The organism is Mycobacterium sp. ZZG (genome assembly GCF_054786995.1).
This window is the reverse complement of record NZ_JBTBFV010000003.1, coordinates 202,451-226,672: the sequence shown is the minus strand read 5'-3', so window position 1 is coordinate 226,672 and position 24,222 is coordinate 202,451. Positions and strand designations below refer to the sequence as shown.

Here is a 24,222-nt window from a genome sequence, read left to right as displayed (position 1 = left end):
CTTTCACCGGAAGTGCCTTTCTGAAGTTGTGCCGATAAGTGCGTAAGGAACACTCATCATCGCAGCTCAGAGGGCACTTTCCTCATATCAACACTCGCCTACCAGGCAATTCATCGGTGGATTCAGGCTTAGCAGGTCAGCAACGCTGGGGCGGGTACAGTGATCGCGTGCGACGAGGGTCGAGGACGCGCTCCTCCGAAGAGCCGGGTGCCAAGGTGGACGCCCGCAGCGAACGCTGGCGTGAGCACCGCAAGAAGGTGCGTTCGGAGATCGTCGACGCCGCGTTCCGGGCCATCGACCGGCTGGGACCCGAGGTCTCGCTGCGCGAGATCGCCGAAGAGGCCGGCACCGCCAAACCCAAGATCTACCGACACTTCACCGACAAGTCCGACCTGTTCCAGGCGATCGGTCAGCGCATGCGGGACATGCTGTGGGCCGCAATCTTCCCGTCGATCAACCTCTCCACCGACGCCGCGCGCACCGTGGTCTACCGGGCCATCGAGCAATACGTCCGACTGGTCGACGAGCACCCCAACGTCATCCGTTTCCTGATGCAGGGCCGCTTCGCCGAGCAGAGCGAGTCGGCGATGCGCGCACTCAACGAGGGCCGCGACATCACATTGGCGATGGCCGACATGTTCAACAACGAGCTCAGCGACATGGAGCTCGACTACGCGGCCTTCGAACTCGCCGGGTTCGCGACCTTCGGGGCGGCGGCTTCGGCCACCGACTGGTGGTTGGGCCCCGAGCGGGACAGTCCGCGGCGGCTGCCGTCGGAGAAGTTCGTCGACTACCTGACCACCATCATGGTCGGCTCCATCAACGGCACCTGCGAGGTGCTGGGCATCAAGATCGACCCTGACGTGCCGCTGCACGAGGGCGTCAAACGCCGCGAAGAGGTCGCCTGACCCTCTTCGCCGAGATCGCGTTCCACGTGCACTTTTCGCGCGAACGGCCGCGCGGAATGCAGTTTCGGCGGGTCCGGAAATTGAGGCAGATGCCTCATGTGGCGCGACGGGCGCGCGCCGACGATCGACAGGCATGAACACCTACCTCACCCCCCGGGCCGCCGCCGCGGCCGTTACCGCACATCCCGTCCTTCCCGCCGGAGACGACGAACGCTTCGTCGGGTTCGGCATCATGGGGCTGCCCTTCTCGAACGGCCACTACCTGGCTCTGCGACAGTTCCCCGCAACGACTTTCGCACCCGCCTACGTCTCCGTCTGGCACCGAGACCCGGCATGCACGTGGACCTTCTACGCCACCACACCCGGCCAGCAGAGTTGCGCGCGGTACTTCAGCTCGGCAACCCCCAACGATCCCGTGCAGTGCGACATCGGCCTGACCTGGGAGTCGCCGTGGTCGGTGCGCATCGAGATCCCCGGACTGCTCCGATGGACGGTCGAGATGCGCAACACCTGGGCCACCCGGCTGATGACCTCCATCGGCGGGCGGCTGCCGGAGTCGGCGTGGACCAATCCGTCGACGCTGTCGCTGATCAGCCGAATCGCCGGCCCCACCCTCGGGGTGGGCGACATCCGGCTCACCGGCACCGCCGCCAACGGCCAGCGCTACATGGTCGCCCCGAGAACGGTGTGGGCTGTCAGCGCGTCTGAGGCGATGCTGCGCGGTCAGGACCTCGGTCCGATCGGCCCGTTGTTGCGCCAGGCCCGGCTCGGGGACTTCCGGCTCCCGCAGCGCGGCATCGGCGTGATCGGGTCCGGCCACTTCGAGAACTTCGACGCCGATCGGCATCGGGCCGCCGAGCGCACCGTGGCGTTCGGCTGACCAGTGCGAGCGTGAACAGGCAGAATCAGCGGATGGCGCCGCCGGCCGAGCATCCGGCCCGATCGCCCAGCAGAGCCGAACTGCTGGCGGCGCTGTCCATTGCCATCGACCTCGGGCTCGGGCAGCCGGCCGAGCACATGCTGCGGTCGGCGGTCATCGCCACCCGGATCGCCGACCGGCTGGGATTGGACCGCGCCGAGCGCGACTGCTGCTACTACATCGCGTTGCTCATGTGGATCGGATGTCACGCCGATTCGCACGAGTACGCACGCTGGTTCGGTGACGACATCGCCGTGCGGCATGACTCCTACCTCGTCGACTGGTCGGGTCTGCCGTACCTGCGGTTCCTACTCGCCAACACCGGCCGGGGACAGCCGCTGCTGCACCGATTGAGCGTCATGGCAACGCTTTTCGCCGATGCGCGGGGCCAGATCTCGCAACTGATCCATTCCCACTGCTCGTCGGCGGGCATGCTGGCCGACCGGTTGGGCCTGAGCGCGGAGGTGCAGTCCGTGCTCGGCTACACCTTCGAGCGCTACGACGGCGGCGGACTTCCCGCCGGCGTCGGCGGGGACGGCATCCCGATGCCGATGCGGGTGGCACAGCTCGCCGACGTGGCGGAGGTGCACCATCGCACCTACGGCGTCGACGGAGCGGTCGCGATGGCCCGCAGTCGGCGCGGTGGTCAGTTCGATCCGCGCGTGGTCGATGCGTTCACCGCCGACGCCGGGCGTGTCCTGTCGCTTCCGGCCCCAGGGGAGGCCTGGACGGTCGCCTCGCGCGAAGCTCCCGACTACGGACAGCGGCTCGGCGCCGCGGAACTCGACTCCATGTTGGTGGCGCTCGGCGACTTCGTTGACCTCAAATGCCCTTTCACACTTGGGCATTCGCGTGCGGTCGCCGCGCTCGCCGCCGATGCCGCGAGCCTGGCGGGTTTGGATTCCGACACCGTCACCGTCGTGCGCCGCGCCGGACACGTGCACGATCTGGGCCGCATCGGGGTGTCCAACCAGATCTGGTCGAAGCCGTCGTCGCTGACCGCCGGGGAGCTCGAGCGGGTGCGGCTGCACCCGTATCTGACCGTGCGCATCCTCAGCCAGGTCGACGGCCTAGGGGTGGTCGCGGCAGTGGCCGGCAATCACCACGAGTGCGTGGACGGTTCCGGGTATCCACGCGGGCTGCCCGCCGCGGCCCTGGGCCTGCCCGACCGGATTCTCGCCGCAGCCGTGGCCTACCGATCCGCGCTGGAGCCCCGCCCGTACCGCGAGCCGCTGCCCGGAGCGGGGGCGGCCGCCCGGTTGCGTGAGCGGGTGCGCGGAGGTCAGCTCGACGAGGCCGCCGTCGACGCGGTCCTGCAGGCCGGCGGCCACCGCAGCCGTCGCCCCAGCCCGCGTCCCTGCGGGCTCACCCCGCGCGAGATCGAGGTGCTGTGCCTGGTCGCCCGCGGCGCGTCGAACAAGGAGATCGCCGCGACGCTCGGGATCTCGGGAAAAACGGCACGCAACCACGTCGAGCGGATCTACACGAAGATCGGCGCAGGCAACCGCATCGGCGCCAGCATGTTCGCGCTCAAGCACGGCCTGGTCACTCCAGCCTGATCAGCGGGCCTGATCAGCGCCGAAATTGCATTCCGCGCGCCGAAACCGCCCGAAAGCCCACGTGGAATGCGATTTCGGCGGAATGTACTTAAACGGTACCGGCGTTCCCAGGTACAGTCGGCGTCATGACCGTGGCTGAACACGCTGACACGACCTCCACCGGACAGGTGCCGGTCCGCACCCGCGCCCTGATCATCGGCTCCGGCTTCTCCGGGCTCGGCATGGCGATCGAACTGCAGCAACGCGGCGTCGAGTTCCTCATCCTGGAGAAGGCCGACGAGATCGGCGGCACCTGGCGGGACAACACCTACCCCGGCTGCGCCTGCGACATCCCGTCGCACATGTACTCGTTCTCGTTCGAACCGAAGGCCGACTGGACACACATGTGGTCGTTCCAGCCGGAGATCCAGGACTACCTACTCGGGGTCACCGCCAAGTACGGGCTGCGCCGCTACATCGAGTTCGGCGCGCATGTCGACCGCGCGGTGTGGGACGACGACGAGATGCGTTGGCACGTCTACACCAAGGACGGCCGCGAGTTCGTCGCGCAGTTCCTGGTCTCCGGAGCGGGCGGGCTGCACATCCCGCTGATCCCGGAGTTCGACGGCTACGACGACTACCTGGCCGCCGGGCGGATCGCATTCCACTCCGCTCAGTGGGACCACGACGTCGACATCACCGGCAAGAAGGTGGCGGTGATCGGCACCGGCGCCAGCGCCATCCAGATCGTGCCCGAGATCGTCAAGGACGTCGGTGAACTGCAGCTCTACCAGCGCACCCCGGCCTGGGTGATGCCCAGGCCGAACAACCCGATCCCGGAACGGTTGCAGCGTGTGTTCAGCAACGTGCCCGGTACCAGGGCCGCCATGCGCGCCGGCATCTACTGGCTGCACGAGGCGGTCGGATTCGCGATGACCAAGCAGCCCCGGTTGCTCAAGCTCGGGGAGATGGCCGGCAAGTGGAACATCCGCCGCTCGGTCAAGGACCGCGAACTCCGGCGCAAACTCACCCCGGACTACCGGGCGGGGTGCAAACGAATCCTCAACTCCGACACCTACTACCGCGGCATCGCCGACCCGAAGACCGAGGTGATCACCGACCGCATCGCGCGGTTCACCTCACGGGGCATCGTCACCGCCGACGGGGTCGAAAGGGAAGCCGACGTGGTGGTGTTCGCGACCGGCTTCCACGTCACCGACTCCTACACCTACGTCGACATCAAGGGCCCTGGCGGGGAGGATCTGGTCGACCGGTGGAACCGCGAGGGCATCGCCGCGCTGCGCGGCATCACCGTCGCCGACATGCCGAACCTGTTCTTTTTGCTCGGCCCCAACACCGCGCTGGGACACAACTCGGTGGTGTTCATGATCGAGTCGCAGATCCGCTATGCCGCCAAGGCGATCGCCGCGGTCGACAAGGCCGGCGCGCAGGCGCTGGCGCCCACGCGCGCGGCGCAGGACCGCTACAACGACGAGCTGCAGAACGAGCTCGCCGACACGGTGTGGAGCACCGGTGGCTGCCGCAGCTGGTATCTCGACGAGCACGGCGTCAATCGCACCCTCTGGAGCGGTATGACCTGGCAGTACTGGCTGGCCACCCGCCGGTTCGACGCCTCGGAGTACGCGTTCTCCAGCTGACCGTTCGAGAGTGCGGTGAGATCGCGAAACGGCGCCGACAGGCGATCTGTGTGCACTCTCGAGGCGACACGCCAGACACAACATCTCGTGTTGGCGCGCGACTCCCGATACCAGGGGTAGTGTCGATCCAGCCGGCCCGGATTGGTCTGGTGTGACAACTTTTCGCAGGTGAAGGGGTTTTCGTGAGCGATGGCATGAAACTGATCGACCGTGTCTCGGCCATCAACTGGAACCGCCTGCAGGACGACAAGGACGCCGAGGTCTGGGACCGCCTCACCGGCAACTTCTGGCTGCCGGAGAAGGTCCCGGTGTCCAATGACATCCCGTCCTGGAACACGCTGACCGACCACGAGAAGCAGCTGACGATGCGGGTGTTCACCGGTCTTACGCTGCTCGACACCATCCAGGGCACCGTCGGCGCCGTCAGCCTCATCCCGGACGCGCTGACCCCGCACGAGGAAGCGGTGTACACCAACATCGCGTTCATGGAGTCCGTGCACGCGCGCAGCTACTCCAACATCTTCTCGACGCTGTGCTCCACCTCCGAGATCGACGACGCGTTCCGCTGGTCGGAGGAAAACCCCAACCTGCAGCGCAAGGCCGAGATCGTCATGCAGTACTACAAAGGCGACGAGCCGCTCAAGCGCAAGGTGGCCTCGACCCTGTTGGAGAGCTTCCTGTTCTACTCCGGCTTCTACCTGCCGATGTACTGGAGCAGCCGGGCCAAGCTGACGAACACCGCCGACATGATCCGGCTGATCATCCGCGACGAGGCCGTGCACGGCTACTACATCGGCTACAAGTTCCAGCGGGGCCTCGCGCTCACCGACGAGACCACCCGCCAGGAGCTCAAGGACTACACCTACGAACTGCTCTTCGAGCTCTACGACAACGAGGTCGAATACACCCAGGATCTGTACGACGAGGTCGGCTTGACCGAGGACGTCAAGAAGTTCCTGCGCTACAACGCCAACAAGGCACTGATGAACCTCGGCTACGAGGCGTTGTTCCCGCGCGATGAGACCGACGTCAACCCGGCGATCCTGTCCGCGCTGAGCCCCAACGCCGACGAGAACCACGACTTCTTCTCCGGCTCCGGCTCCAGCTACGTGATCGGCAAGGCCGTCAACACCGAAGACGAGGACTGGGACTTCTAGCCCGTCGGGTGACCCGCGGCGACGTCGCCTGTCCTCCGTACGGCGCTGCGGTGCAACCAGACTGAGCGTGTGGCGGGCGGTGCGCGGAGGGCACCGTGTTTTCCCGCTAACAGGAATGCCGTCGGTGGCCGATGCTGCCAAGCTGGAAGCATGACTGCTCCGCGCTGCCTGATCGTCGACGACAGCGCCGACTTCCGGGACGCAGCCCGCACGCTGCTGGAGCGCGGCGGCATCGTGGTCGTCGGCACTGCGGGCGACACCGACGAGGCGCTGCGCCGAGCCCGGGAACTGCATCCGGACGTGGCGCTGGTCGACGTGAACCTCGGCGCCGAAAGCGGGTTCGACGTCGCCGAAAAGATGCGCGACATCCCCGTCATCCTGACGTCGACCCACGACGGGCAGGACTTCGCCGACTTGATCGCCGCCAGCCCGGCTTTGGGCTTCCTGTCCAAACTCGCCCTGACTCCGCGGGCGATCAGAGAATTGCTGGACCGGGTCAGCGGGATTCCAGGTACATGATCACCGCGCGCACCCGGCGGTGATCGTCACCGGTCTCCGGCAGGTTCAGCTTGGTCAGAATGCTGCGCACGTGCTTTTCCACCGTGCCCTCGGTCACCCATAAGCGGCGCCCGATGCCGGCGTTGGACAATCCTTCGGCCATCAACGTCAGCACCTCGTGCTCGCGCGCGCTGAGCGCGGCCAGCGGATCGTCGCGCTTGCGGGCCGAGACCAGTTCGGCCACCAGGGCCGGGTCGACCACGGACGCGCCATTGGCGACCCGCTGCAGCGTGTCGACGAAATCGGCGACGTCGGTGACCCGACTCTTCAGCAGATAGCCGATGGCGTGGCCACCGGCCAGCAGCTCCATCGCATGGTCGACGTCGACATGGGCCGACAGCACCACGATGCCGACCTCCGGAGATTCCGCCCGTATCGTGCGGGCCGCGTCGAGCCCTTCGCTGGTGTGAGTCGGCGGCATCCGGATGTCGGTCAACACCAGTGTCGGCCGATGTTCCCGGACCAGATCCAGCAGCGACACACCGTCACCGGCCTGTCCGACCACATCGAAACCCGAGCGCTCCATCAGGCTGGCAAGCCCTTCGCGCAACAACACGTCGTCGTCGGCGACGACAACCCTCGGCGCGCTCATGTGTCCTCCCGGCCCCCGGCGTGAGCGTGGCGCCTCATTCTCGCACTGTCATGTCACCGTCGAATCAGTTCGCGCAGCATCGGCGCGCGCGGCCGCCGCGCACGGGGTGCTGTACATGCTGACGCCGTTGAACTGCCCTGCGCTGCAAGCACTCCCGGAGGAACTCACTTGGGACCGCGGTCGGCCGCCCCGGCAGCGGGCGCGCCGCCGGTTGAGAGGACACTGGATCCGTGAACGCCAAGTCCCTGTTCCAGTCGATCCTGGAATGGCTGCGCGCCGGTTATCCCGGGGGCGTCCCCGGTCCGGATCGTGTACCGCTGTTGGCGCTGTTACGTGCCACCCCATTGACCGAGGAACAGATCCGCGAGGTGATCGCCCGCCTCACCGAAAACCGCTCGCCGACCGCCGCCGAAACGAAGATCGACCACGACGAGATCGAGGCCTTCATCAAGGACGTCACACACCACGATGCCGGGCCGGAGAACGTCGCTCGGGTGGCGGCGATACTGGCCGCGGCAGGGTGGCCGCTGGCGGGGCTGGACGCCGACAGAGACGACGCGGACTGACCGTCAGCGCAGCGAGCTGGTGTCGATGACGAACCGGTATCGCACGTCGCTGGCCACGACACGTTCGTAGGCCTCGTTGATGTCGTCCGGCTCGATGATCTCGATCTCCGGGGCCACCCCGTGCTCGGCGCAGAAGTCGAGCATCTCCTGGGTCTCGGCGATGCCGCCGATCAACGAGCCTGCGATGCTGCGCCGTCCGAACACCAGCGCACCGGCCGGGACCTCCATCGGATGCTCGGGCATGCCGAGTTCGACCAGGGTGCCGTCCAGCTTGAGCAGCTTGAGGTAGTCGTCCATCTTCAGGTTGGCTGACACGGTGTTGAGGATCAGGTCGAAAGTGCCCTGCAGCTCTTTGAAGGTGTCGCGGTCGCTGGTGGCGCGGTAGTCGGACGCGCCCAGGCGCAGACCGTCCTCCATCTTCTTGAGTGACTGACTGAGCACCGTCACCTCGGCGCCCATCGCGACGGCCAGCTTGACCGCAAGGTGTCCGAGTCCGCCCAGACCGATTACCGCCACCTTCTTGCCCGGCCCGGCGTTCCAGTGGTGCAGCGGCGAATACGTGGTGATGCCCGCGCACAGCAGCGGGGCCGCCTGGTCCAGCGGGATCGCGTCCGGAATGGTCAGCACATAGTTCTCGTCGACCACGATCGCGCCGCTGTACCCGCCCTGCGTGCGCTCGCCGTCACGACCGACAGCGTTGTAGGTGCCGACCATCCCACCGCCGGTGCAGTACTGCTCCTCGCCGGCGCGGCATGCCTCGCACTCGCGGCACGAGTCGACGAAGCACCCCACGCCGACCCGGTCTCCGACCTTGAATTTCGTTACCTCGGAGCCGATTTCGGTGACGATGCCGGCGATTTCGTGTCCCGGCACGATCGGGTACTCGGCGGCCCCCCATTCGCCCCGCACGGTGTGGATGTCGGAGTGGCAGATGCCGGCGAAGTGGATGTCGAACGCCACGTCGTGCGGTCCGACGTCACGGCGCGTGACGGTCGTTCTGGTCAGCGGAGCGTCGGGCGAAGTGGCTGCGAATGCGGAAACGGTGCTCATCATTACCTCTAACTCATCGAATTTCTGGCATGAGACCCCTGCCTGGGCAGGCCGGGTGCCGCGAAAATTGCCGCAACGCTGCGGCTCGTCGATTTCCAACCGCGGGGGCCGGTGCGTTAATCCCGGGCCGTCAGTTGATCGGTGCGTTGACCCATCGTAGGTCGGCGAGGATTCCGCGTGCGGCCACCACATTGCCGCCGCTCTGCCACACCTCGTTGTTCACCGCGAACACCCGATCGTCGCGGTTGGCCGACAGCCGCCGCCACGCATCGCTGTTGAGCACCTCAGGCGCGCGTTCGCGGGCTTCGGCAGTGGCGAACGACACATAGAGGATGTCGCCGTCGGCGATCGAGAAGTCGGGCGAATCCCCCAGATCCTCGTCTGTGATGCCGACCTCGACGTACGGCTTGTCGGTGAAGCGCTGCGCGGCCGGGCGATCGACCCCGACCTCGGCCAGCACGCTGCCGGGGAAGCTGTCGGGGCCGAACACCCTCATCGTGGTGTCGGTGAACTGCACCACCGATGCCTGGAAATGTGTCGCGTCGCTGTCCTGACCGATTTGGTCGGCCTGGCGGTCGAACTCCTCGATCACCGCGTTCGCTGCCCCTATGCGCCCGGTGGCCGCACCCACGGTCCGCAGCGTGTCCTTCCACGCCGCGCCCGCAGGACCGGTGAAGACGGTCGGCGCGATCTCGGCGAGCCCGGGATGGTCCTGTGGGGTCAGCGCCACCGATCCGAGGATCAGATCCGGTTCGGCAGCCCGGACGGCGTCGAGGTCGGGGTCACTGCGGTCACCGGCGCCGGGCAGTTCATGGATCACCGTGCCGAGGTAGGCCGGTTGTGTCTGCGAACCGTCGGGCAGCGCGGCCGCCACGATGCGGGACTGCAGCCCGAGCGCGCACAGGGCGTCGAGCTGGTCGCCCGCGAGCACGACGATGCGCTGCGGGTCCGCGCGCACCTGGGTGACTTCGGGAATCGGGGGAGAGATGCCGTGCCCGGTCGCGTTGCGCACCTCGCGGTCCGGGGGACCGTCGTCGAGCGGTGCCGGTTCGGGCGCGCAGGATTCGTCGGGCCTGCGGTCGTTGCCGAGCACGCCCGCGCTCGCGATGCGGGTGACGCTGGTGGTGACCGAGGTCGCGCCGGGCGCGGCGGCGGGGGCATCACCGGAGGAGCCGCAGCCGTTGAGCGCGGCGACGACGATCGCGGTGCCGACCGCGGTCAGGCCCGCCGACCGGGAGGCCCAGCGGCCCGCCCGCGCTCCCGTGATCAGCACGGGCCGACGTTAACATCTGTGCATCGCCCGGCAGGTCAGGGCATGTCACAAGATCCGCGCCAGGCCAATTACGACGGTATGTAGGACCACCCCGACCGCAGTCGCTCCGGGGAGTTAGGATTCATACGAATCGTCGGCCCCGCCGACTGTTCGATCCGGTCATCCCGGTCAGCGATACGGAAGGTTGGAGGACCAGTTGGTAGCGGAAGCGCCCCCAATCGGAGAACTTGAGGCTCGGCGGCCGTTCCCGGCACGGCTGGGACCCAAGGGCAACCTGATCTACAAACTGATCACCACCACCGATCACAAGCTGATCGGCATCATGTACTGCGTCGCGTGCTTCGCGTTCTTCCTGATCGGCGGCCTGATGGCGCTGTTCATGAGGACCGAGCTGGCCGCGCCCGGGCTGCAGTTCCTGTCCAACGAGCAGTTCAACCAGCTGTTCACCATGCACGGCACGGTGATGCTGCTGTTCTACGCGACGCCGATCGTGTTCGGCTTCGCGAACCTGGTGCTCCCGCTGCAGATCGGCGCCCCCGACGTCGCGTTCCCGCGGCTGAACGCGTTCTCGTTCTGGCTGTTCCTGTTCGGCGCGCTGATCGCGACCGCCGGCTTCATCACCCCCGGTGGTGCGGCCGACTTCGGCTGGACCGCGTACTCGCCGCTGACCGACGCGATCCACTCACCCGGAGCAGGCGGTGACCTGTGGATCATGGGCCTGGCGGTCGGTGGTCTGGGCACCATCCTGGGCGGCGTGAACATGATCACCACCGTGGTGTGCATGCGTGCGCCGGGCATGACGATGTTCCGGATGCCGATCTTCACCTGGAACATCCTGGTCACCTCGATCCTGGTGCTGCTGGCGTTCCCGATCCTGACCGCGGCGCTGTTCGGGCTGGCCGCCGACCGCCACCTCGGGGCGCACGTCTACGACCCCGCCAACGGCGGTGTGTTGTTGTGGCAGCACCTGTTCTGGTTCTTCGGCCACCCCGAGGTCTACATCATCGCGCTGCCGTTCTTCGGCATCGTCAGCGAGATCTTCCCGGTGTTCTCCCGCAAGCCGATCTTCGGCTACACCACGCTGATCTACGCCACCCTGGGCATCGCCGCTCTGTCGGTCGCGGTGTGGGCGCACCACATGTATGCCACCGGCGCCGTGCTGCTGCCGTTCTTCAGCTTCATGACGTTCCTGATCGCGGTGCCGACCGGTATCAAGTTCTTCAACTGGATCGGCACGATGTGGAAGGGCCAGTTGACGTTCGAGACACCCATGCTGTTCTCGATCGGCTTCATCGCGACGTTCCTGCTCGGTGGCCTGTCCGGCGTGCTGCTGGCCAGCCCGCCGCTGGACTTCCACGTCACCGACAGCTACTTCGTCATCGCGCACTTCCATTACGTGCTGTTCGGCACCATCGTGTTCGCCACCTACGCCGGCATTTATTTCTGGTTCCCGAAGATGACCGGCCGGCTGCTCGACGAACGGCTGGGCAAGCTGCACTTCTGGCTGACGTTCATCGGTTTCCACACCACCTTCCTGGTGCAGCACTGGCTCGGTGACGAGGGCATGCCGCGCCGCTACGCGGACTACCTGCCCAGCGACGGGTTCACCACGCTCAACGTGGTGTCGACCATCGGCGCGTTCATCCTCGGCGCCTCCACGCTGCCGTTCCTGTGGAACGTGTTCAAGAGCTGGCGTTACGGCGAGGTCGTCACCGTCGACGATCCGTGGGGATACGGCAACTCGCTGGAGTGGGCCACCAGTTGCCCGCCGCCGCGGCACAACTTCACCGAGCTGCCCCGGATCCGCTCCGAGCGTCCCGCGTTCGAACTGCACTACCCGCACATGATCGAGCGGATGCGCCGCGAAGCCCACGTGGGCCGGGCCCACGGGCCGGAGGACGGCGACGTGACCCGGATCGACGACGTCGAAGTACGTAGCTGACGGAGCCGACGAGCGGCACCCACGCGTGAGCGCATCACAGAACTGGACTGTCGGCTCGTCACGCGACCGGTCGTCGCTGCTGATCACCGTCACCGGGAAGGACCAGCCGGGCGTCACGTCCGCACTGTTCGAGGTGCTGTCCCGGCACCGGGTTGAGCTGCTCAACGTCGAACAGGTCGTGATCCGCGGTCGGCTGACGCTCGGAGTGCTGGTCGCGGTGACCCCCGAGGTCGCCGGCCGCTCCGAGTTGCGCGACGACGTTGAAGCGGCGATCCACGGCGTCGGCCTCGACGTCACCATCGAGGGCAGCGACGGGCTGCCGGTGATGCGGGAGCCGTCCACCCACACCATCGTGGTGCTGGGCCGGCCGATCACCGCCTCGGCGTTCGGCGTCGTCGCCAAGGAGGCCGCCGCGCTCGGGGTGAACATCGATTACATCCGCGGTGTCTCCGACTACCCGGTGACCGGGCTCGAGCTACGGGTCTCGGTTCCTGCGGGGGTGTACAGCCGGCTGCAGCAGGTGCTGGCCCGCGTCGCCGTGCAGGAGAGCGTCGACATCGCGCTGGAGGACTACAGCCTGTCGCGGCGGGCCAAGCGGCTGATCGTTTTCGATGTCGATTCCACGTTGATCCAGGGCGAGGTCATCGAGATGCTGGCCGCCCACGCCGGCGCCGAGGCCGCCGTGGCCGAGGTCACCGAGGCCGCGATGCGCGGCGAACTCGATTTCGCCGAATCGTTGCACCGGCGGGTGGCGACCCTGGCCGGTCTGCCTGCCTCGGTCCTCGACGACGTCGCCGAGCAGATCGAGCTCACACCGGGCGCGCGCACCACCATCCGCACGCTGCGCCGACTCGGCTATTACTGCGGCATCGTCTCGGGGGGCTTCCGGCAGGTCATCGAGCCGCTCGCGCACGAGCTGATGATGGACTTCGTCGCCGCCAACGAACTGGAGATCGTCGACGGCAAGCTCACCGGCCGGGTGGTCGGCGACGTCGTCGACCGGCCGGGAAAAGCCAAGGCGCTGCGCAACTTCGCCCAACAGGCCGGGGTGACGATGGAGCAGACGGTGGCGGTGGGCGATGGCGCAAACGACATCGACATGCTGTCGGCCGCGGGACTCGGTGTGGCATTCAACGCCAAGCCGGCACTGCGTGAGGTTGCCGACGCCTCGCTCAACCATCCCTATCTGGACACCGTGCTGTTCATCCTCGGCATCACCCGCGGCGAGATCGAAGCGGCGGACGCCCTCGACGGCGTGGTCCGCCGCGTCGAGATTCCCGACTGAGGCCGGCTCAGACCACGACGGCGGTCGGTTCCGGCGGGGTCATACCGGTGACGCTGCGCCAGGCCCGCGCCAGCAACTCGATCGCGGCGACCAGCTGAGGATCCGGCAGCGCGTAGGGCACCCGGATGAAGCGTTCCAGCGTGCCGTCCACCCCGAAGCGCGGACCGGGCGGGATCTCCAGACCCATCCGGGACGCCGCCGCCGACAACGCCGAACTCATCGGGGCGGGCAACCGCACCCACAGCGACAGGCCGCCGGTGCCCGGCACCGGTTGCCAGTCGGGAAGGTGCTCGGCGAGCAGCCGCAGCAGCAGGGCCCGCCGGGACCGCAGCAGGTCGCGGCGCTCGGGCAGCACCTCGTCCTCGGCCGCCAGAAGCCGGGCCCCGGCAAGCTGTTCGAGGATCGGGGTGCCCATGTCCACCGAAGGCCGCAACGCGGCGATGGTGGCCAGCGAGCTTCGGTCGGCGCGGATCCAGCCGATCCGCAAACCGCCCCAGAACGACTTCGACATCGAGCCGACCGTCAGCACCAGGTCGCGCCGCGTCGTCATCGACGCGGCGAACGGGGCGGGTACCTGTTCGTCGAGCCACATGTCGGTGATGGTCTCGTCGGCAACCGTGCGGGTGCGGGTGTCACTGATGATGTGCGCCAAGCGCTTCCGCTCGGCGACCGGCATGGTCATACCGGTCGGATTGTGGTTGTCGGGGATCAGGTACGCGAGCTTGGGTGCCAGTTGCCGAATAGTGGCCTCGACGGCGTCGAGCTCCCAGCCGTCGGGTGTCATCGCCACCGGCGCCGGTCGCACGCCGCGCGAGGCCATCGCCGCCAGTGCCCCGTGATAGGTGGGTTGTTCGACGAGGACGCGGTCACCGGGCTGGGTGTAGGTGGCCAGGATCAACCCGATCGCGTGCAACGCGCCGGTGGTCACCATGATCTCGTCAGGCTCAGTGGGAAGCCCACGCGCACAATATCTTTCGGCGATCGCAGCACGCAGTGGCGGCACCCCGAACAATTCGATGCCGATGTCGTGCAGGTACGGGGTGACCTGTGCGGCGGCGTCGACGAATGCCTGCGAGACGACGGCCGCAGGGGCGGCCAGGGTGGCCGCCGCGAGATTGGCGGCGGCCGTGGTGGCGGGTGCGGGCTCGGTCGGGCTCAGCGGCAGCGCGGTGGTGCTGCGGGCGCCGCGCCGTGCATTGAGGTAGCCGTCGTCGCGCAACTGCGCGTAGGCCGCCGTGACCGTGGTGCGGGACACGTGCAGCGCCTCGGCGAGTGCCCGCTCGCTGGGCAGCCGGGCACCGACCGGGACCCGGCCGTCGATGATCAGCAACCGGATGGCATCGGCGAGACCGTGATACGCCGGCCCCGTGCGACTGGACGTCCGCCAGTTACCCAGCTCGCGTGCCAAAAGGTCCACATCGAGCGATCGCACCGCCATTGCGCCAGTCATTAGGGCCAGTATTGCTCAACTGGATATTGAGAGGCAAGCCAGTTGTGGCCCATCATGGCCGCATGACGCACTGGTTATCTCGCCTGGGCCAGCGGCTGGCCGACCTGTACTACCTGCCTTCGATGGGCAGCGCCGTCGACGAGCGCGATTCCGACGCCCGACGCGTGCGCAGTGAACTGGACGCGATCCGAATGCACTTCCCGGACCACGCGTAGTGGCAGCGGTCAAGCGCGCCGCACTGCGAAGCGCGGCGCTGCTCGCCGGGTTGTGCGGTTACGGCGTGTCGATGGCGATGATGGTCCGCAGCGGCCTGGGCCTGGACCCGTGGGACGTGTTCCATCAGGGCTTGTCGGAGCGCACCGGCATGAGCATCGGGACCGCCTCGGCGGTGACCGGCGTGGTGGTGCTGCTGGCCTGGATCCCGCTGCGCAACCGGCCCGGGATCGGCACCTTCGCCAACGTGGTCGTGATCGCGGTCAGCGTCGACGTCGCGCTGTGGCTCATTCCGGCGCCGGAGTCTCTGCCGGTGCGCGCGGCGCTTCTGGGCGCCGCGGTCGTCCTCAACGCACAGAGCACCGTGCTCTACATCGGCGCCGGGCTCGGTCCCGGACCGCGCGACGGCTTCATGACCGGTCTGGTCGTGCGCACAGGGCGGTCGGTGCGCCTGATCCGGACCGGCATCGAAGTCACGGTGCTGGCGGTGGGTTGGGTGCTCGGCGGCACGGTCGGCATCGGCACGCTCGTCTACGCGTTCGGTATCGGTCCGCTGGTGCAACTGTTTCTGCGGCTGACGCCGCGGCGGGTACTGGCGGCCAGCGGATGGGCCCGGGTCGAATCGCCGCGTCCGGGGACCGGCCGGCGCATCGCCGAACGGGATGCGGGCACCGCCGTGGTGGCCGATCGGGTCGTCCTCAACGGCGGCGACGGGCGGGCGATTTCGAGCTGACTACGATGGTCGGGTGCCAGTCGACGACCGCTCCGATGCCGTGCAGGATCCGGTGCCGGAAGCCGACCCCGACCTGCTGATCGACTTCGCCAACGTCACCCTGCGCCGCAACGGGCGGTTGCTGGTGGGCCCGCTGACCTGGTCGGTGGAACTCGACGAACGCTGGGTGGTGATCGGGCCGAACGGGGCGGGCAAGACCTCGTTGCTGCGCATGGCGGCCGCGATGGAGCACCCCTCGTCGGGCACCGCGTATGTCCTGGGGGAGCGGCTCGGCCGCGTCGACATGTCGGAACTGCGTTCGCGCGTCGGGCTGAGCAGCGCGGCGCTGTCCCAGCGGGTTCCCGACGACGAGACGGTGCGGGATCTCGTGGTGTCCGCGGGCTACGCGGTGCTGGGGCGGTGGCGCGAGGAATACGACGAGGTGGACTACGTGCAGGCCGTCGACATGCTGGAGAGCGTCGGCGCCGAGCACCTCGCCGAGCGCACGTTCGGGACGCTGTCGGAGGGCGAGCGCAAGCGGGTACTGATCGCGCGGTCCCTGATGACCGACCCGGAGCTGCTGTTGCTCGACGAGCCGGCCGCAGGGCTCGACCTGGGCGGCCGGGAGGAGCTGGTGGCGCGGATGAGCGATCTGGCCGCCGATCCCGATGCCCCGGCGCTGGTGCTGGTCACCCATCACGTCGAGGAGATCCCGCCGGACTTCTCCCACTGCCTGATCCTGTCCGAAGGCAAAGTGGTTGACTCCGGACTCCTCAGCGATGTGCTGACCGCCGAGAATCTGTCCAAGGCCTTCGGCCAGTCCATCGCGCTGGACTACATCGACGGACGCTATTTCGCCCGCCGCACCCGTAGCCGCGCCGCCCACAGGAGACGTGCATGACCGACCCCGACCCGCTGGTGCCCCGCCCCGCCGCGACCGTGATGCTGGTGCGCGACACGCCTGAGGGCATCAAGATCTTCCTGATGCGCAGGCATTCGGCGATGGACTTCGTCGCCGGGGTGATGGTGTTCCCCGGCGGCGGCGTCGACGACCGGGACCGCAACGCCGACGTCGCCTGGCACGGTCCGGACCGCAACTGGTGGGCCGAGCGTTTCGGCGTGGATCCCGAACTCGCCGAGGCACTCGTGTGCGCCGCGGCGCGCGAGACCTTCGAGGAGTCCGGCGTGCTGTTCGCCGGCGCGGCCGACGATCCAGACCTGCTGGTCGACGACGCCTCGGTGTACCGCGAGCAGCGGGCGGCACTGGAGAACAAGTCGCTGTCGTTCGGTGAGTTCCTGCGCTCGGAGAAGCTGGTGCTGCGCGCCGATCTGCTGCGGCCCTGGGCGAACTGGGTCACCCCCAAGGAGGAGCGCACCCGCCGCTACGACACCTACTTCTTCGTAGGTGCGCTGCCTCAGGGACAGCGCGCCGACGGCGACAACACCGAAACCGACAAGGCCGGCTGGGTTACACCGCAGGCCGCCCTGGACGACTTCGCCGAAGGTCGCAGCTTTCTGCTGCCGCCGACGTGGACGCAGCTCGACGCGCTGAACGGCCGGACCGTGGCCGAGGTGCTCGCCGTGGAACGCAAGATCGTCGCCATCGAACCCTCGCTCGCCGCCCGCAACGGCGGGAACTGGCAGATCGAGTTCTTCGACGGTGAGCGCTACAACGCGGCGCGCAACCGGCGGGCCCCGCAGGGCTACACCGACGGGGCGCCGCTCGCGTGACGGAGTTCGTCAGCACGGTCCTGGCCCCCGGCGACGGGCAACGGATCGCCACGCTGCTGGTGTCCCGGCCGCCGACGAACGCGCTGACCCGACAGGTGTATCGGGAGCTCGCCGAGGCCGCAGCCGACCTGGGCGCCCGTCCCGAGGTGTGCGCGGTGATCCTGTTCGGCGGCCATGAGATCTTCTCGGCCGGGGAGGACATGCCGGAACTGAACACGTTGACCGCCGAGGAGGCCGCAGCCGCGGAACGGGTCGCCGTCGACGCGCTCGACGCGCTGGTGAACCTGCCCAAGCCGACCGTGGCCGCGATCACCGGTTATGCGCTCGGCGCCGGGCTGACGCTGGCGTTGGCGGCCGACTGGCGGGTGAGCGGGGACAACGTGAAGTTCGGGGCGACGGAGATCCTGGCCGGCCGGGCGCCCACCGGCACCGGCGCCGCGCGCCTGGCCCGCGCGATCGGCCAGAGCAAGGCCAGGGATCTGGTGTTCAGCGGCCGGTTCGTCGATGCCCGGGAGGCGCTGGCGCTCGGCCTGATCGACGAGATGGTGGCCCCGGACGGCGTCTACGACGCGGCGCGGGCCTGGGCCGGTCGCTTCACCGACTACCCGGCCGAGGTGCTGGCAGCCGCGAAGTGGTCGTTCACCCGCGATGAGAGCACCGGCGCCGACGGACGTTAGGCTGCCCTGCATGACGGAAACGAAGGAACCCGGCGCCTACTCTGATGTCGCCGTCCCGGCTCCGCAGCCCCACGCGACCAAAGAGCAGGTCGAAGCCGCGATGCACGACACCAAGCTGGCCCAGGTGCTCTACCACGACTGGGAGGCCGAAACCTACGACGAGAAGTGGTCCATCTCCTACGACCAGCGCTGCGTCGACTACGCCCGCGGCCGGTTCGACGCCGCGGTGCCCGAGGAGGTGCAGCGCGAGCTGCCCTACGATCGGGCCCTCGAGCTGGGCTGCGGGACAGGCTTCTTTCTGCTCAACCTGATCCAGGCCGGGGTTGCGCGTCGCGGATCGGTGACGGACCTTTCGCCGGGGATGGTCAAGGTCGCCACCCGCAACGGTCAGTCGCTGGGACTGGACATCGACGGCCGCGTCGCCGACGCCGAGGGCATCCCGTACGAGGACAACACCTTCGACCTGGTGGTCGGCCACGCCGTGCTGCACCACATTCCCGACGTGGAGCTGTCGCTGCGTGAGGTCGTGCGGGTGCTCAAGCCCGGGGGGCGGTTCGTGTTCGCGGGGGAGCCCACCACAGTCGGTAACCGGTATGCCCGTGAGCTGTCGACGCTGACGTGGCGCGTCGCGACCAACGTCACCAAGCTGCCGATGCTGGCCGGCTGGCGCAGGCCGCAGGCCGAGCTCGACGAGTCGTCGCGGGCGGCCGCACTCGAGGCCGTGGTCGATCTGCACACCTTCGATCCCGCCGACCTGGAGCGGATGGCCGCCAACGCCGGAGCGGTCGAAGTCCGCACGGCCAGCGAGGAATTCACCGCCGCGATGCTGGGCTGGCCGGTCCGTACCTTCGAGGCGGCCGTGCCGCCGGGCCGGTTGGGTTGGGGCTGGGCGAAATTCGCCTTCGGAAGCTGGACCACGCTGTCCTGGGTGGACGCCAACGTTTGGCGCCGTGTGGTGCCGAAGGGCTGGTTTTACAACGTCATGGTGACCGGGGTCAAACCGTCGTAGAGTTCGGCCTTTCCGATGTGGCCTACCTGCGCAGTGGCACCGGCCGGCAGGCCCTGGCCGAGATGTCCCGCCACGCGCTGACCGACTCATCGTTGGTAGCGGATATCGCCTCGGCCAGAAGCCGTTTCGGTGACCGGACAGCGGTGCTGGTGGAGACCGTCAGACTGCGGCGCAAAGCAGTCGCGAAGTTCGCCGATGCGGCGGACTGGTTGTTCACCGACGACGCGCTGCAGCAGGCCACCGCAGCACCGGTCGCCGAACATCGGGCGCGCAGGCTGTCCGGCAGAACGGTGCACGACGCCACCTGTTCGATCGGCAGTGAGCTTGCCGCGCTTCGCAATCGGGCCGACTTCGTACTGGGTAGCGACATCGACCCGGTACGGCTGGCGATGGCCCGGCACAACGTGGGCGCCACCGTGCCGCTGTGCCGGGCCGACGCGCTCGCGCCGGTCACCGCCGACGCGGTCGTCGTCGTCGACCCGGCGCGGCGCATCGGCGCCAGGAGGCGGTTCGATCCGCGTGGTTACGTGCCTGCGCTGGACGAGCTGCTCGACGTGCTGCGGCACCGCGACCACGTCGTGAAGTGCGCCCCTGGAGTCGATTTCGCGGTTCTCGCCGAGCTCGGCTTCGAAGGCGAGATCGAGGTGACATCGCTGGGAGGAAGTGTCCGCGAGGCATGCCTGTGGTCACGGGGACTGGCGGCAGGCGTGCGGCGGCGAGCGACCGTCCTGGACACCGGAGAACAGCTCACCGACACCGATCCCGGGGAGTGCGCGGTGGCGCCGGCGGGGCGGTGGATCGTCGACCCCGACGGCGCGGTGGTGCGCTCTGGACTGGTGCGCCAGTACGCCGCGCGGCACGGGCTCTGGCAGCTCGACCGCGACATTGCCTACCTGTCCGGCGACCGGTTACCCGACGGTCAGCGCGGCTTCGAGGTCCTGGAGCAGGTGGCGTTCAGCGAACGACACCTGCGGCAGGCGCTTTCGCGCCACGCCGCCGGAGCTGTCGAAATCCTCGTCCGCGGTGTCGCCGTCGATCCGGACGTGGTGCGCAGTCGGCTGCGGCTGCGCGGGGACGCTCATGTGAGCGTGGTCATCACCCGGCTGGGTTCCGGGGTGGCAAGCCGGGCAACGGCATTCATATGTCGTCCGTCACGCTGAAAGCTCACGTACCCTGGCCCTATCAGTTCGCCATGCGCCGAGTCCACGAGGCGCCGATCACGAGGACGTCCGACGATGCGCATCTTAGCCGCTGCTTTGACGGCCGCCGGTCTCTCGGTGGGCCTGGTGGCCGCACCCACGGCCGCGGCCCAGTCGGCCTGCGCGGAGCTGGGCGGCACCGTCGACGCCGACCAGATCTGCCACGTGCACGCCGAGAACCCCACCTATCGACTGGATTACACGTTCCCGGCCGACTATCCCGACCAGCGGGCGCTCGTCGACTATCTGAGGCAGACCCGTGATGGCTTCGTCAACGTCTCGGAGATGCCGGGTTCGTGGAATCTGCCCTACGTCCTCGACGCCCGGGGAACCGGTTACCGGACCGGGCGCGACGACGGCGGCACCCGCAGCGTGGTATTCGAGGTCTACGAGAATGTCGGCGGCGCGCACCCGCAGACCTGGTTCAAGGCGTTCAACTGGGACGTGGCGAAGAAGGCCCCGATCACCTTCGACACGCTCTTCAAGGCGGACAGCAAGCCACTGGACGCGATCTTCCCGATAGTGCAGGCCGACATCTCCCGCCAGCTCGGCGTCGACGCGCCGATCTCAGCGGCCGACGGGCTCGATCCGGCGAAGTATCAAGAGTTCGCGATCACCGACGATTCGCTGATCTTCTATTTCGGTCAGGGCGAGATCATGCCCGGTGCCGGCGGCGCGCTGCAGGCCACCGTCCCGCGCAGCGCGGTCGCTCCGATGCTGGCGCTGGAGACACCCGTCAGCCCCCGGTGACGGTCGGCTGCTTGTCCCTGCCGGTGGCGGGGTCGTAGTTCTCCCAGAACGTCGCGTTCCTGATGCCCAGGGCGACCGGATCGAACCTGGGATCCAGACCTTGCTTCTTCTGCCTTTCGTAGTCCCACAGCGCTTTGTAGGCGGGCTGCTGCAGGATCAGGATGCCGATGATGTTCAGCCACGCCATCAGGCCGACGCCGATGTCACCGAGCGTCCACGCCTCCGAGGCGGTCGAGACGGCGCCGATCGTCACCGACACCAGGATCAGCGCCTGCAGCAACATCGTGGCCGTCGATCCGACCGTGCTCCGAAGGTAGGGAATGTCGACGGTGGCGGCGTTGCCCAGAAGGAAGCGCAGGTTGGTCTCGGCCATGTAGTAGTAGGCGATGATCGTGGTCAGGCAGAAGAACGCCAGCGAGACCGCGATGAAACTGGAGCCCGCCCCGCTCCACAGGGTGTCGAAGCCTACCTGCGCGAAAGTCGGGCCCACCTCGGCGTCGGCGGGCAGGATACTGCCGCCCTCGCTGAGCACCGCACCGTCGGCGCTCTCACCCTCGAACACCCGGTAGGCGCCGGTGGACAAGATCAGGAAGCCGGTCGCCGAGCAGACGAACAGGGTGTCGACGTAGACCGCGAACGCCTGCACGAGCCCCTGTTTGGCCGGGTGTGACACCTCCGCTGCTGCCGCGGCGTGCGGACCGGTGCCCTGACCCGCCTCGTTCGAATAGATTCCGCGTTTGACGCCCCACATCACCGCTGCACCGATGATCGCGCCGAACCCCGCGTCGACGCCGAACGCACTGGAGAAGATCAAGCCGATGATCTCCGGAATGTCACCGGCGTTCATCAGCACGACGATCAGCGCCAGCACGATGTAGGTGACCGCCATGAACGGCACCACGATCGACGCGAACGTCGCGATCCGCTTCACCCCGCCGATGATGACGAAGGCCAGCACGATCACTATGCCGACCGCAACCCACCATTTCGAGAAACCCCATGCGGAGTTCATCGCCGACGCCATCGAGTTGGACTGCACGCCGGGCAGCAGCAGACCCATCGCCAGCAGCGTGACGGCCGCGAAGACGAAGCCGTAGGCCTTCATCGCTCCCGCTGCGGCGGTGTGGGACAACGCGGTGCTGAAGTAGTAGGCGGGCCCGCCGCGGTATTCGCCGGTGAGCTTGTCGCGGTCCTTATAGATTTGGCCGAGCGTGCATTCCACGAATGACGTGGATGCGCCGAGAAAGGCGACCGCCCACATCCAGAACAGCGCACCGGGCCCGCCGAACGCGATCGCGGTGGCCACGCCGGCGATGTTGCCGGTGCCGACCCGCCCGGCCAGCGACATCGTCAGCGCCTGGAAACTGGACACCCCTGACGGCGATTTCTCGCCCTTGAGCATGAGCCGGACCATCTCAGGGACTTGGCGCACCTGCACAAAGCGCGATCTGACCGAGAAGTAGACGCCCGCGGCCAGGCAGAGGTAGACGAGGGTCTCATGCCAGACCAGGTCGTTGAATGCGCTCAGGAATTCGGACATATGCGTCCCCTCTACCTATTGGTTCGTCGGCTTGTCCGGGTCATCTGAGTGTGCATGTTCGCATCACTGCGCAAGGTCGGTATTTCCGGACGGTGACGCCTGCGTTAGCAGCTCCGCTCACGCAGGCGCGAAGCCGTAGACCTGCCCGGCGCTGGTGGCCGTGACGACGCGGCGGTCATGACCCACCGACACGCCGACCGGCCATCCGGTCGCGTTCGGGAGTGGATGGGTGTGCAGGGTCGCGCCGTCGCCGAGGCTGAACACCTGCAGCGCCAGCCCGGCAGGCCGCTCGTCGGTGTCCTCGCCGTCGCGCACCACGGTATAGCCGACCCCGGTCAGGCTGGAGGTGGTCAGGGGTGACACGTCGTCGCGGGTCCAGAGCACCTCGCCCTCTTCGGCGGTGTCGCGCACCGCAGTCAGCCGTGACCCCGGCCCACCCCCGGCGATGATGAGGCCACCGGGCGTCACCGACGGCGGGGTCTGAGCCAGGTAGTCCAGCGGAACCGACCACTTCGCACTGCCGTCGTCGACGTTGAGCGCCCACAGTCTTTCGTCGCGGCCGCTGACGTACACCGTCGACCCGTCCGGGGACAGCACCGGGCTGGCCAGCGGGCCGCCGCCGACGGCGTCACTGGTCCATGCGCGACTGAGCTGCGGGGTCTGACCGGGCTGATAGCGCAGACCGACCAGCATCGGTTTGTCCGCATCCGGCTCCCAGAGCGTCAGCACCACCATGCCGGCGGCCTCCGAGTAGGCCGGGGCGGCGGCCACCGGGCACCGCGGCCCGCCCAGCCGGCAGTCCTGCAACCCGCGCTCCGAGTCGGTCGGGTCCACCCCGGCGACCAGATCCAGTGACGTGCCGGTGACGGTGCCGCGGTGGGCGTCGAACACCAGCACCTGCCCCAGATGGGTGACCACGAGCAAGCGCCCGGGGTTGAGGATGCGGGCCGTCATGGGCATGCCGATCACCGGCTGGCGCCAGCGGACCCACTGGGTGGTCGGGAAGGACAGGATGGCGCCGGGCTGGCCGATGTAGAGATTGTCGAATCCGTCGAACAGCGGGCTGGCGATGCCGCCGCCCTGCACCAGGCGGGTGCACCAGCGTTGCCTGCCGCGGTTGTCGGTCTCCCACACCATCAGCGAGCAACCCGCCCTGGTCTGCCCGTTGGCCGCCAGGTAGTTGCCCGAGCCGAGCGCCACCTGCGCGCCGAGCTCACCCTTGACCGACCGCGCCCACTCCAGACGCAGCGTGTCGGCCCCGGTGACGGGGGAGGAGCTGCTGTTTGCGGCGTCGGCATACTGTGCTGACCAGCCGGTGGCGGCACGGGCCTCCACCCAGGAGTCGGTGTTGCCGCACCCAGCCAGCGCACCTGCGATCAGCGCCGTCGAGGCCAATGCGATGATTCGCCGGAGCACGGGATCCCTTCTGATCGCGGTGTACATCGAGCCCACGTGAGGGTAACCGTTGACCCTTTCGGAGGGCGGGAGCGGAGCG

General features: G+C 68.0%; 23 protein-coding genes. 17 read left to right on the top strand and 6 right to left on the bottom strand.

The features are described 5' to 3' along the window. Positions 1–167 precede the first annotated feature (167 nt). The 6 genes from ACXMYJ_RS03775 (at position 168) to ACXMYJ_RS03750 (ending at position 6,699) form a co-directional block, all read left to right on the top strand. On the top strand, positions 168–908 hold the full coding sequence (locus ACXMYJ_RS03775; RefSeq protein WP_260751330.1) for a TetR/AcrR family transcriptional regulator: 741 nt from the start codon (positions 168–170) through the stop codon (positions 906–908). 133 nt (positions 909–1,041) lie between these two features. Next, the gene (locus ACXMYJ_RS03770; protein WP_260751331.1) at positions 1,042–1,788 is read left to right on the top strand and encodes a hypothetical protein; all 747 of its coding nucleotides are present in this window, start codon (positions 1,042–1,044) and stop codon (positions 1,786–1,788) included. Positions 1,789–1,820: 32 nt separating this feature from the next. Then, positions 1,821–3,386: an HD domain-containing phosphohydrolase gene (locus tag ACXMYJ_RS03765; protein WP_460354060.1), complete on the top strand. Its 1,566-nt coding sequence runs from the start codon at positions 1,821–1,823 to the stop codon at positions 3,384–3,386. A 125-nt stretch (positions 3,387–3,511) separates the two neighbouring features. After that, entirely contained in the window at positions 3,512–5,023 is a 1,512-nt protein-coding gene (locus tag ACXMYJ_RS03760) for a flavin-containing monooxygenase (protein WP_460354057.1), read from the top strand. A gap of 194 nt (positions 5,024–5,217) precedes the next feature. Beyond that, positions 5,218–6,180, top strand: a complete 963-nt coding sequence (nrdF, locus tag ACXMYJ_RS03755) for a class 1b ribonucleoside-diphosphate reductase subunit beta (protein WP_443186766.1) — start codon at positions 5,218–5,220, stop codon at positions 6,178–6,180. 150 nt (positions 6,181–6,330) lie between these two features. Continuing rightward, on the top strand, positions 6,331–6,699 hold the full coding sequence (locus ACXMYJ_RS03750) for a response regulator (RefSeq protein WP_443186661.1): 369 nt from the start codon (positions 6,331–6,333) through the stop codon (positions 6,697–6,699). On the opposite strand, the gene ACXMYJ_RS03745 is transcribed toward ACXMYJ_RS03750, so the two are convergent. Beyond that, positions 6,677–7,330 carry a response regulator gene (locus ACXMYJ_RS03745; RefSeq protein WP_260751351.1) on the bottom strand — a complete coding sequence of 218 codons (654 nt, stop codon included), beginning with the start codon at positions 7,328–7,330 and terminating at the stop codon, positions 6,677–6,679. The two genes, ACXMYJ_RS03750 and ACXMYJ_RS03745, sit on opposite strands and share 23 nt — an antisense overlap. A gap of 230 nt (positions 7,331–7,560) precedes the next feature. Between ACXMYJ_RS03745 and ACXMYJ_RS03740 the strand changes: the two genes are divergently transcribed. Then, positions 7,561–7,896: a DUF3349 domain-containing protein gene (locus ACXMYJ_RS03740; protein WP_443186662.1), complete on the top strand. Its 336-nt coding sequence runs from the start codon at positions 7,561–7,563 to the stop codon at positions 7,894–7,896. Positions 7,897–7,899: 3 nt separating this feature from the next. Here ACXMYJ_RS03740 and ACXMYJ_RS03735 read toward each other — a convergent pair whose 3' ends face one another. Beyond that, positions 7,900–8,946, bottom strand: a complete 1,047-nt coding sequence (locus ACXMYJ_RS03735) for an NAD(P)-dependent alcohol dehydrogenase (RefSeq protein WP_260751354.1) — start codon at positions 8,944–8,946, stop codon at positions 7,900–7,902. Between the two features lie 130 nt (positions 8,947–9,076). Beyond that, complete coding sequence (locus ACXMYJ_RS03730; protein WP_460354052.1) at positions 9,077–10,219, bottom strand: iron-siderophore ABC transporter substrate-binding protein; 1,143 nt, start codon at positions 10,217–10,219, stop codon at positions 9,077–9,079. A gap of 196 nt (positions 10,220–10,415) precedes the next feature. Here ACXMYJ_RS03730 and ctaD point away from each other — a divergent pair, with 196 nt between their 5' ends. Beyond that, positions 10,416–12,161 carry an aa3-type cytochrome oxidase subunit I gene (gene ctaD / locus ACXMYJ_RS03725; protein ID WP_260758022.1) on the top strand — a complete coding sequence of 582 codons (1,746 nt, stop codon included), beginning with the start codon at positions 10,416–10,418 and terminating at the stop codon, positions 12,159–12,161. A gap of 25 nt (positions 12,162–12,186) precedes the next feature. Next, on the top strand, positions 12,187–13,446 hold the full coding sequence (gene serB / locus ACXMYJ_RS03720; protein ID WP_460354050.1) for a phosphoserine phosphatase SerB: 1,260 nt from the start codon (positions 12,187–12,189) through the stop codon (positions 13,444–13,446). A gap of 7 nt (positions 13,447–13,453) precedes the next feature. On the opposite strand, the gene yczR is transcribed toward serB, so the two are convergent. After that, positions 13,454–14,896 carry a MocR-like transcription factor YczR gene (gene yczR, locus ACXMYJ_RS03715; protein ID WP_443186664.1) on the bottom strand — a complete coding sequence of 481 codons (1,443 nt, stop codon included), beginning with the start codon at positions 14,894–14,896 and terminating at the stop codon, positions 13,454–13,456. A gap of 62 nt (positions 14,897–14,958) precedes the next feature. On the opposite strand from yczR, the gene ACXMYJ_RS03710 reads away from it, so the two are divergent. From ACXMYJ_RS03710 to ACXMYJ_RS03675, 8 genes are all read left to right on the top strand, one after another. After that, positions 14,959–15,111, top strand: coding sequence for a hypothetical protein (locus ACXMYJ_RS03710; RefSeq protein WP_156448342.1), 153 nt, complete (start codon positions 14,959–14,961; stop codon positions 15,109–15,111). Then, on the top strand, positions 15,111–15,842 hold the full coding sequence (yczE, locus tag ACXMYJ_RS03705; RefSeq protein ID WP_460354047.1) for a membrane protein YczE: 732 nt from the start codon (positions 15,111–15,113) through the stop codon (positions 15,840–15,842). Before ACXMYJ_RS03710 ends, yczE begins: the two co-directional genes overlap by 1 nt. A gap of 40 nt (positions 15,843–15,882) precedes the next feature. After that, a complete protein-coding gene (locus tag ACXMYJ_RS03700; protein WP_460354104.1) occupies positions 15,883–16,722 on the top strand; it encodes an ABC transporter ATP-binding protein in 840 nt (279 codons plus the stop codon). Then, positions 16,719–17,552, top strand: a complete 834-nt coding sequence (locus tag ACXMYJ_RS03695) for an NUDIX hydrolase (protein WP_460354045.1) — start codon at positions 16,719–16,721, stop codon at positions 17,550–17,552. The genes ACXMYJ_RS03700 and ACXMYJ_RS03695 overlap by 4 nt, the downstream gene beginning before the upstream one ends. Beyond that, positions 17,549–18,229 carry an enoyl-CoA hydratase gene (locus tag ACXMYJ_RS03690; RefSeq protein WP_460354042.1) on the top strand — a complete coding sequence of 227 codons (681 nt, stop codon included), beginning with the start codon at positions 17,549–17,551 and terminating at the stop codon, positions 18,227–18,229. Before ACXMYJ_RS03695 ends, ACXMYJ_RS03690 begins: the two co-directional genes overlap by 4 nt. A 10-nt stretch (positions 18,230–18,239) precedes the next feature. After that, positions 18,240–19,238, top strand: a complete 999-nt coding sequence (locus ACXMYJ_RS03685; protein WP_260751361.1) for a class I SAM-dependent methyltransferase — start codon at positions 18,240–18,242, stop codon at positions 19,236–19,238. Further along, positions 19,196–20,398, top strand: a complete 1,203-nt coding sequence (locus ACXMYJ_RS03680) for a THUMP-like domain-containing protein (protein ID WP_460354101.1) — start codon at positions 19,196–19,198, stop codon at positions 20,396–20,398. Before ACXMYJ_RS03685 ends, ACXMYJ_RS03680 begins: the two co-directional genes overlap by 43 nt. Before the next feature lie 75 nt (positions 20,399–20,473). Then, positions 20,474–21,187, top strand: a complete 714-nt coding sequence (locus tag ACXMYJ_RS03675) for an esterase (RefSeq protein WP_260751363.1) — start codon at positions 20,474–20,476, stop codon at positions 21,185–21,187. Here the strand turns inward: ACXMYJ_RS03675 and ACXMYJ_RS03670 are convergent. Together ACXMYJ_RS03670 and ACXMYJ_RS03665 are read right to left on the bottom strand one after the other, a co-directional pair. Continuing rightward, positions 21,174–22,727, bottom strand: coding sequence for an alanine/glycine:cation symporter family protein (locus ACXMYJ_RS03670; RefSeq protein WP_460354038.1), 1,554 nt, complete (start codon positions 22,725–22,727; stop codon positions 21,174–21,176). The two genes, ACXMYJ_RS03675 and ACXMYJ_RS03670, sit on opposite strands and share 14 nt — an antisense overlap. 117 nt (positions 22,728–22,844) lie before the next feature. Beyond that, entirely contained in the window at positions 22,845–24,143 is a 1,299-nt protein-coding gene (locus ACXMYJ_RS03665) for an outer membrane protein assembly factor BamB family protein (RefSeq protein ID WP_460354035.1), read from the bottom strand. Positions 24,144–24,222: the final 79 nt, after the last annotated feature.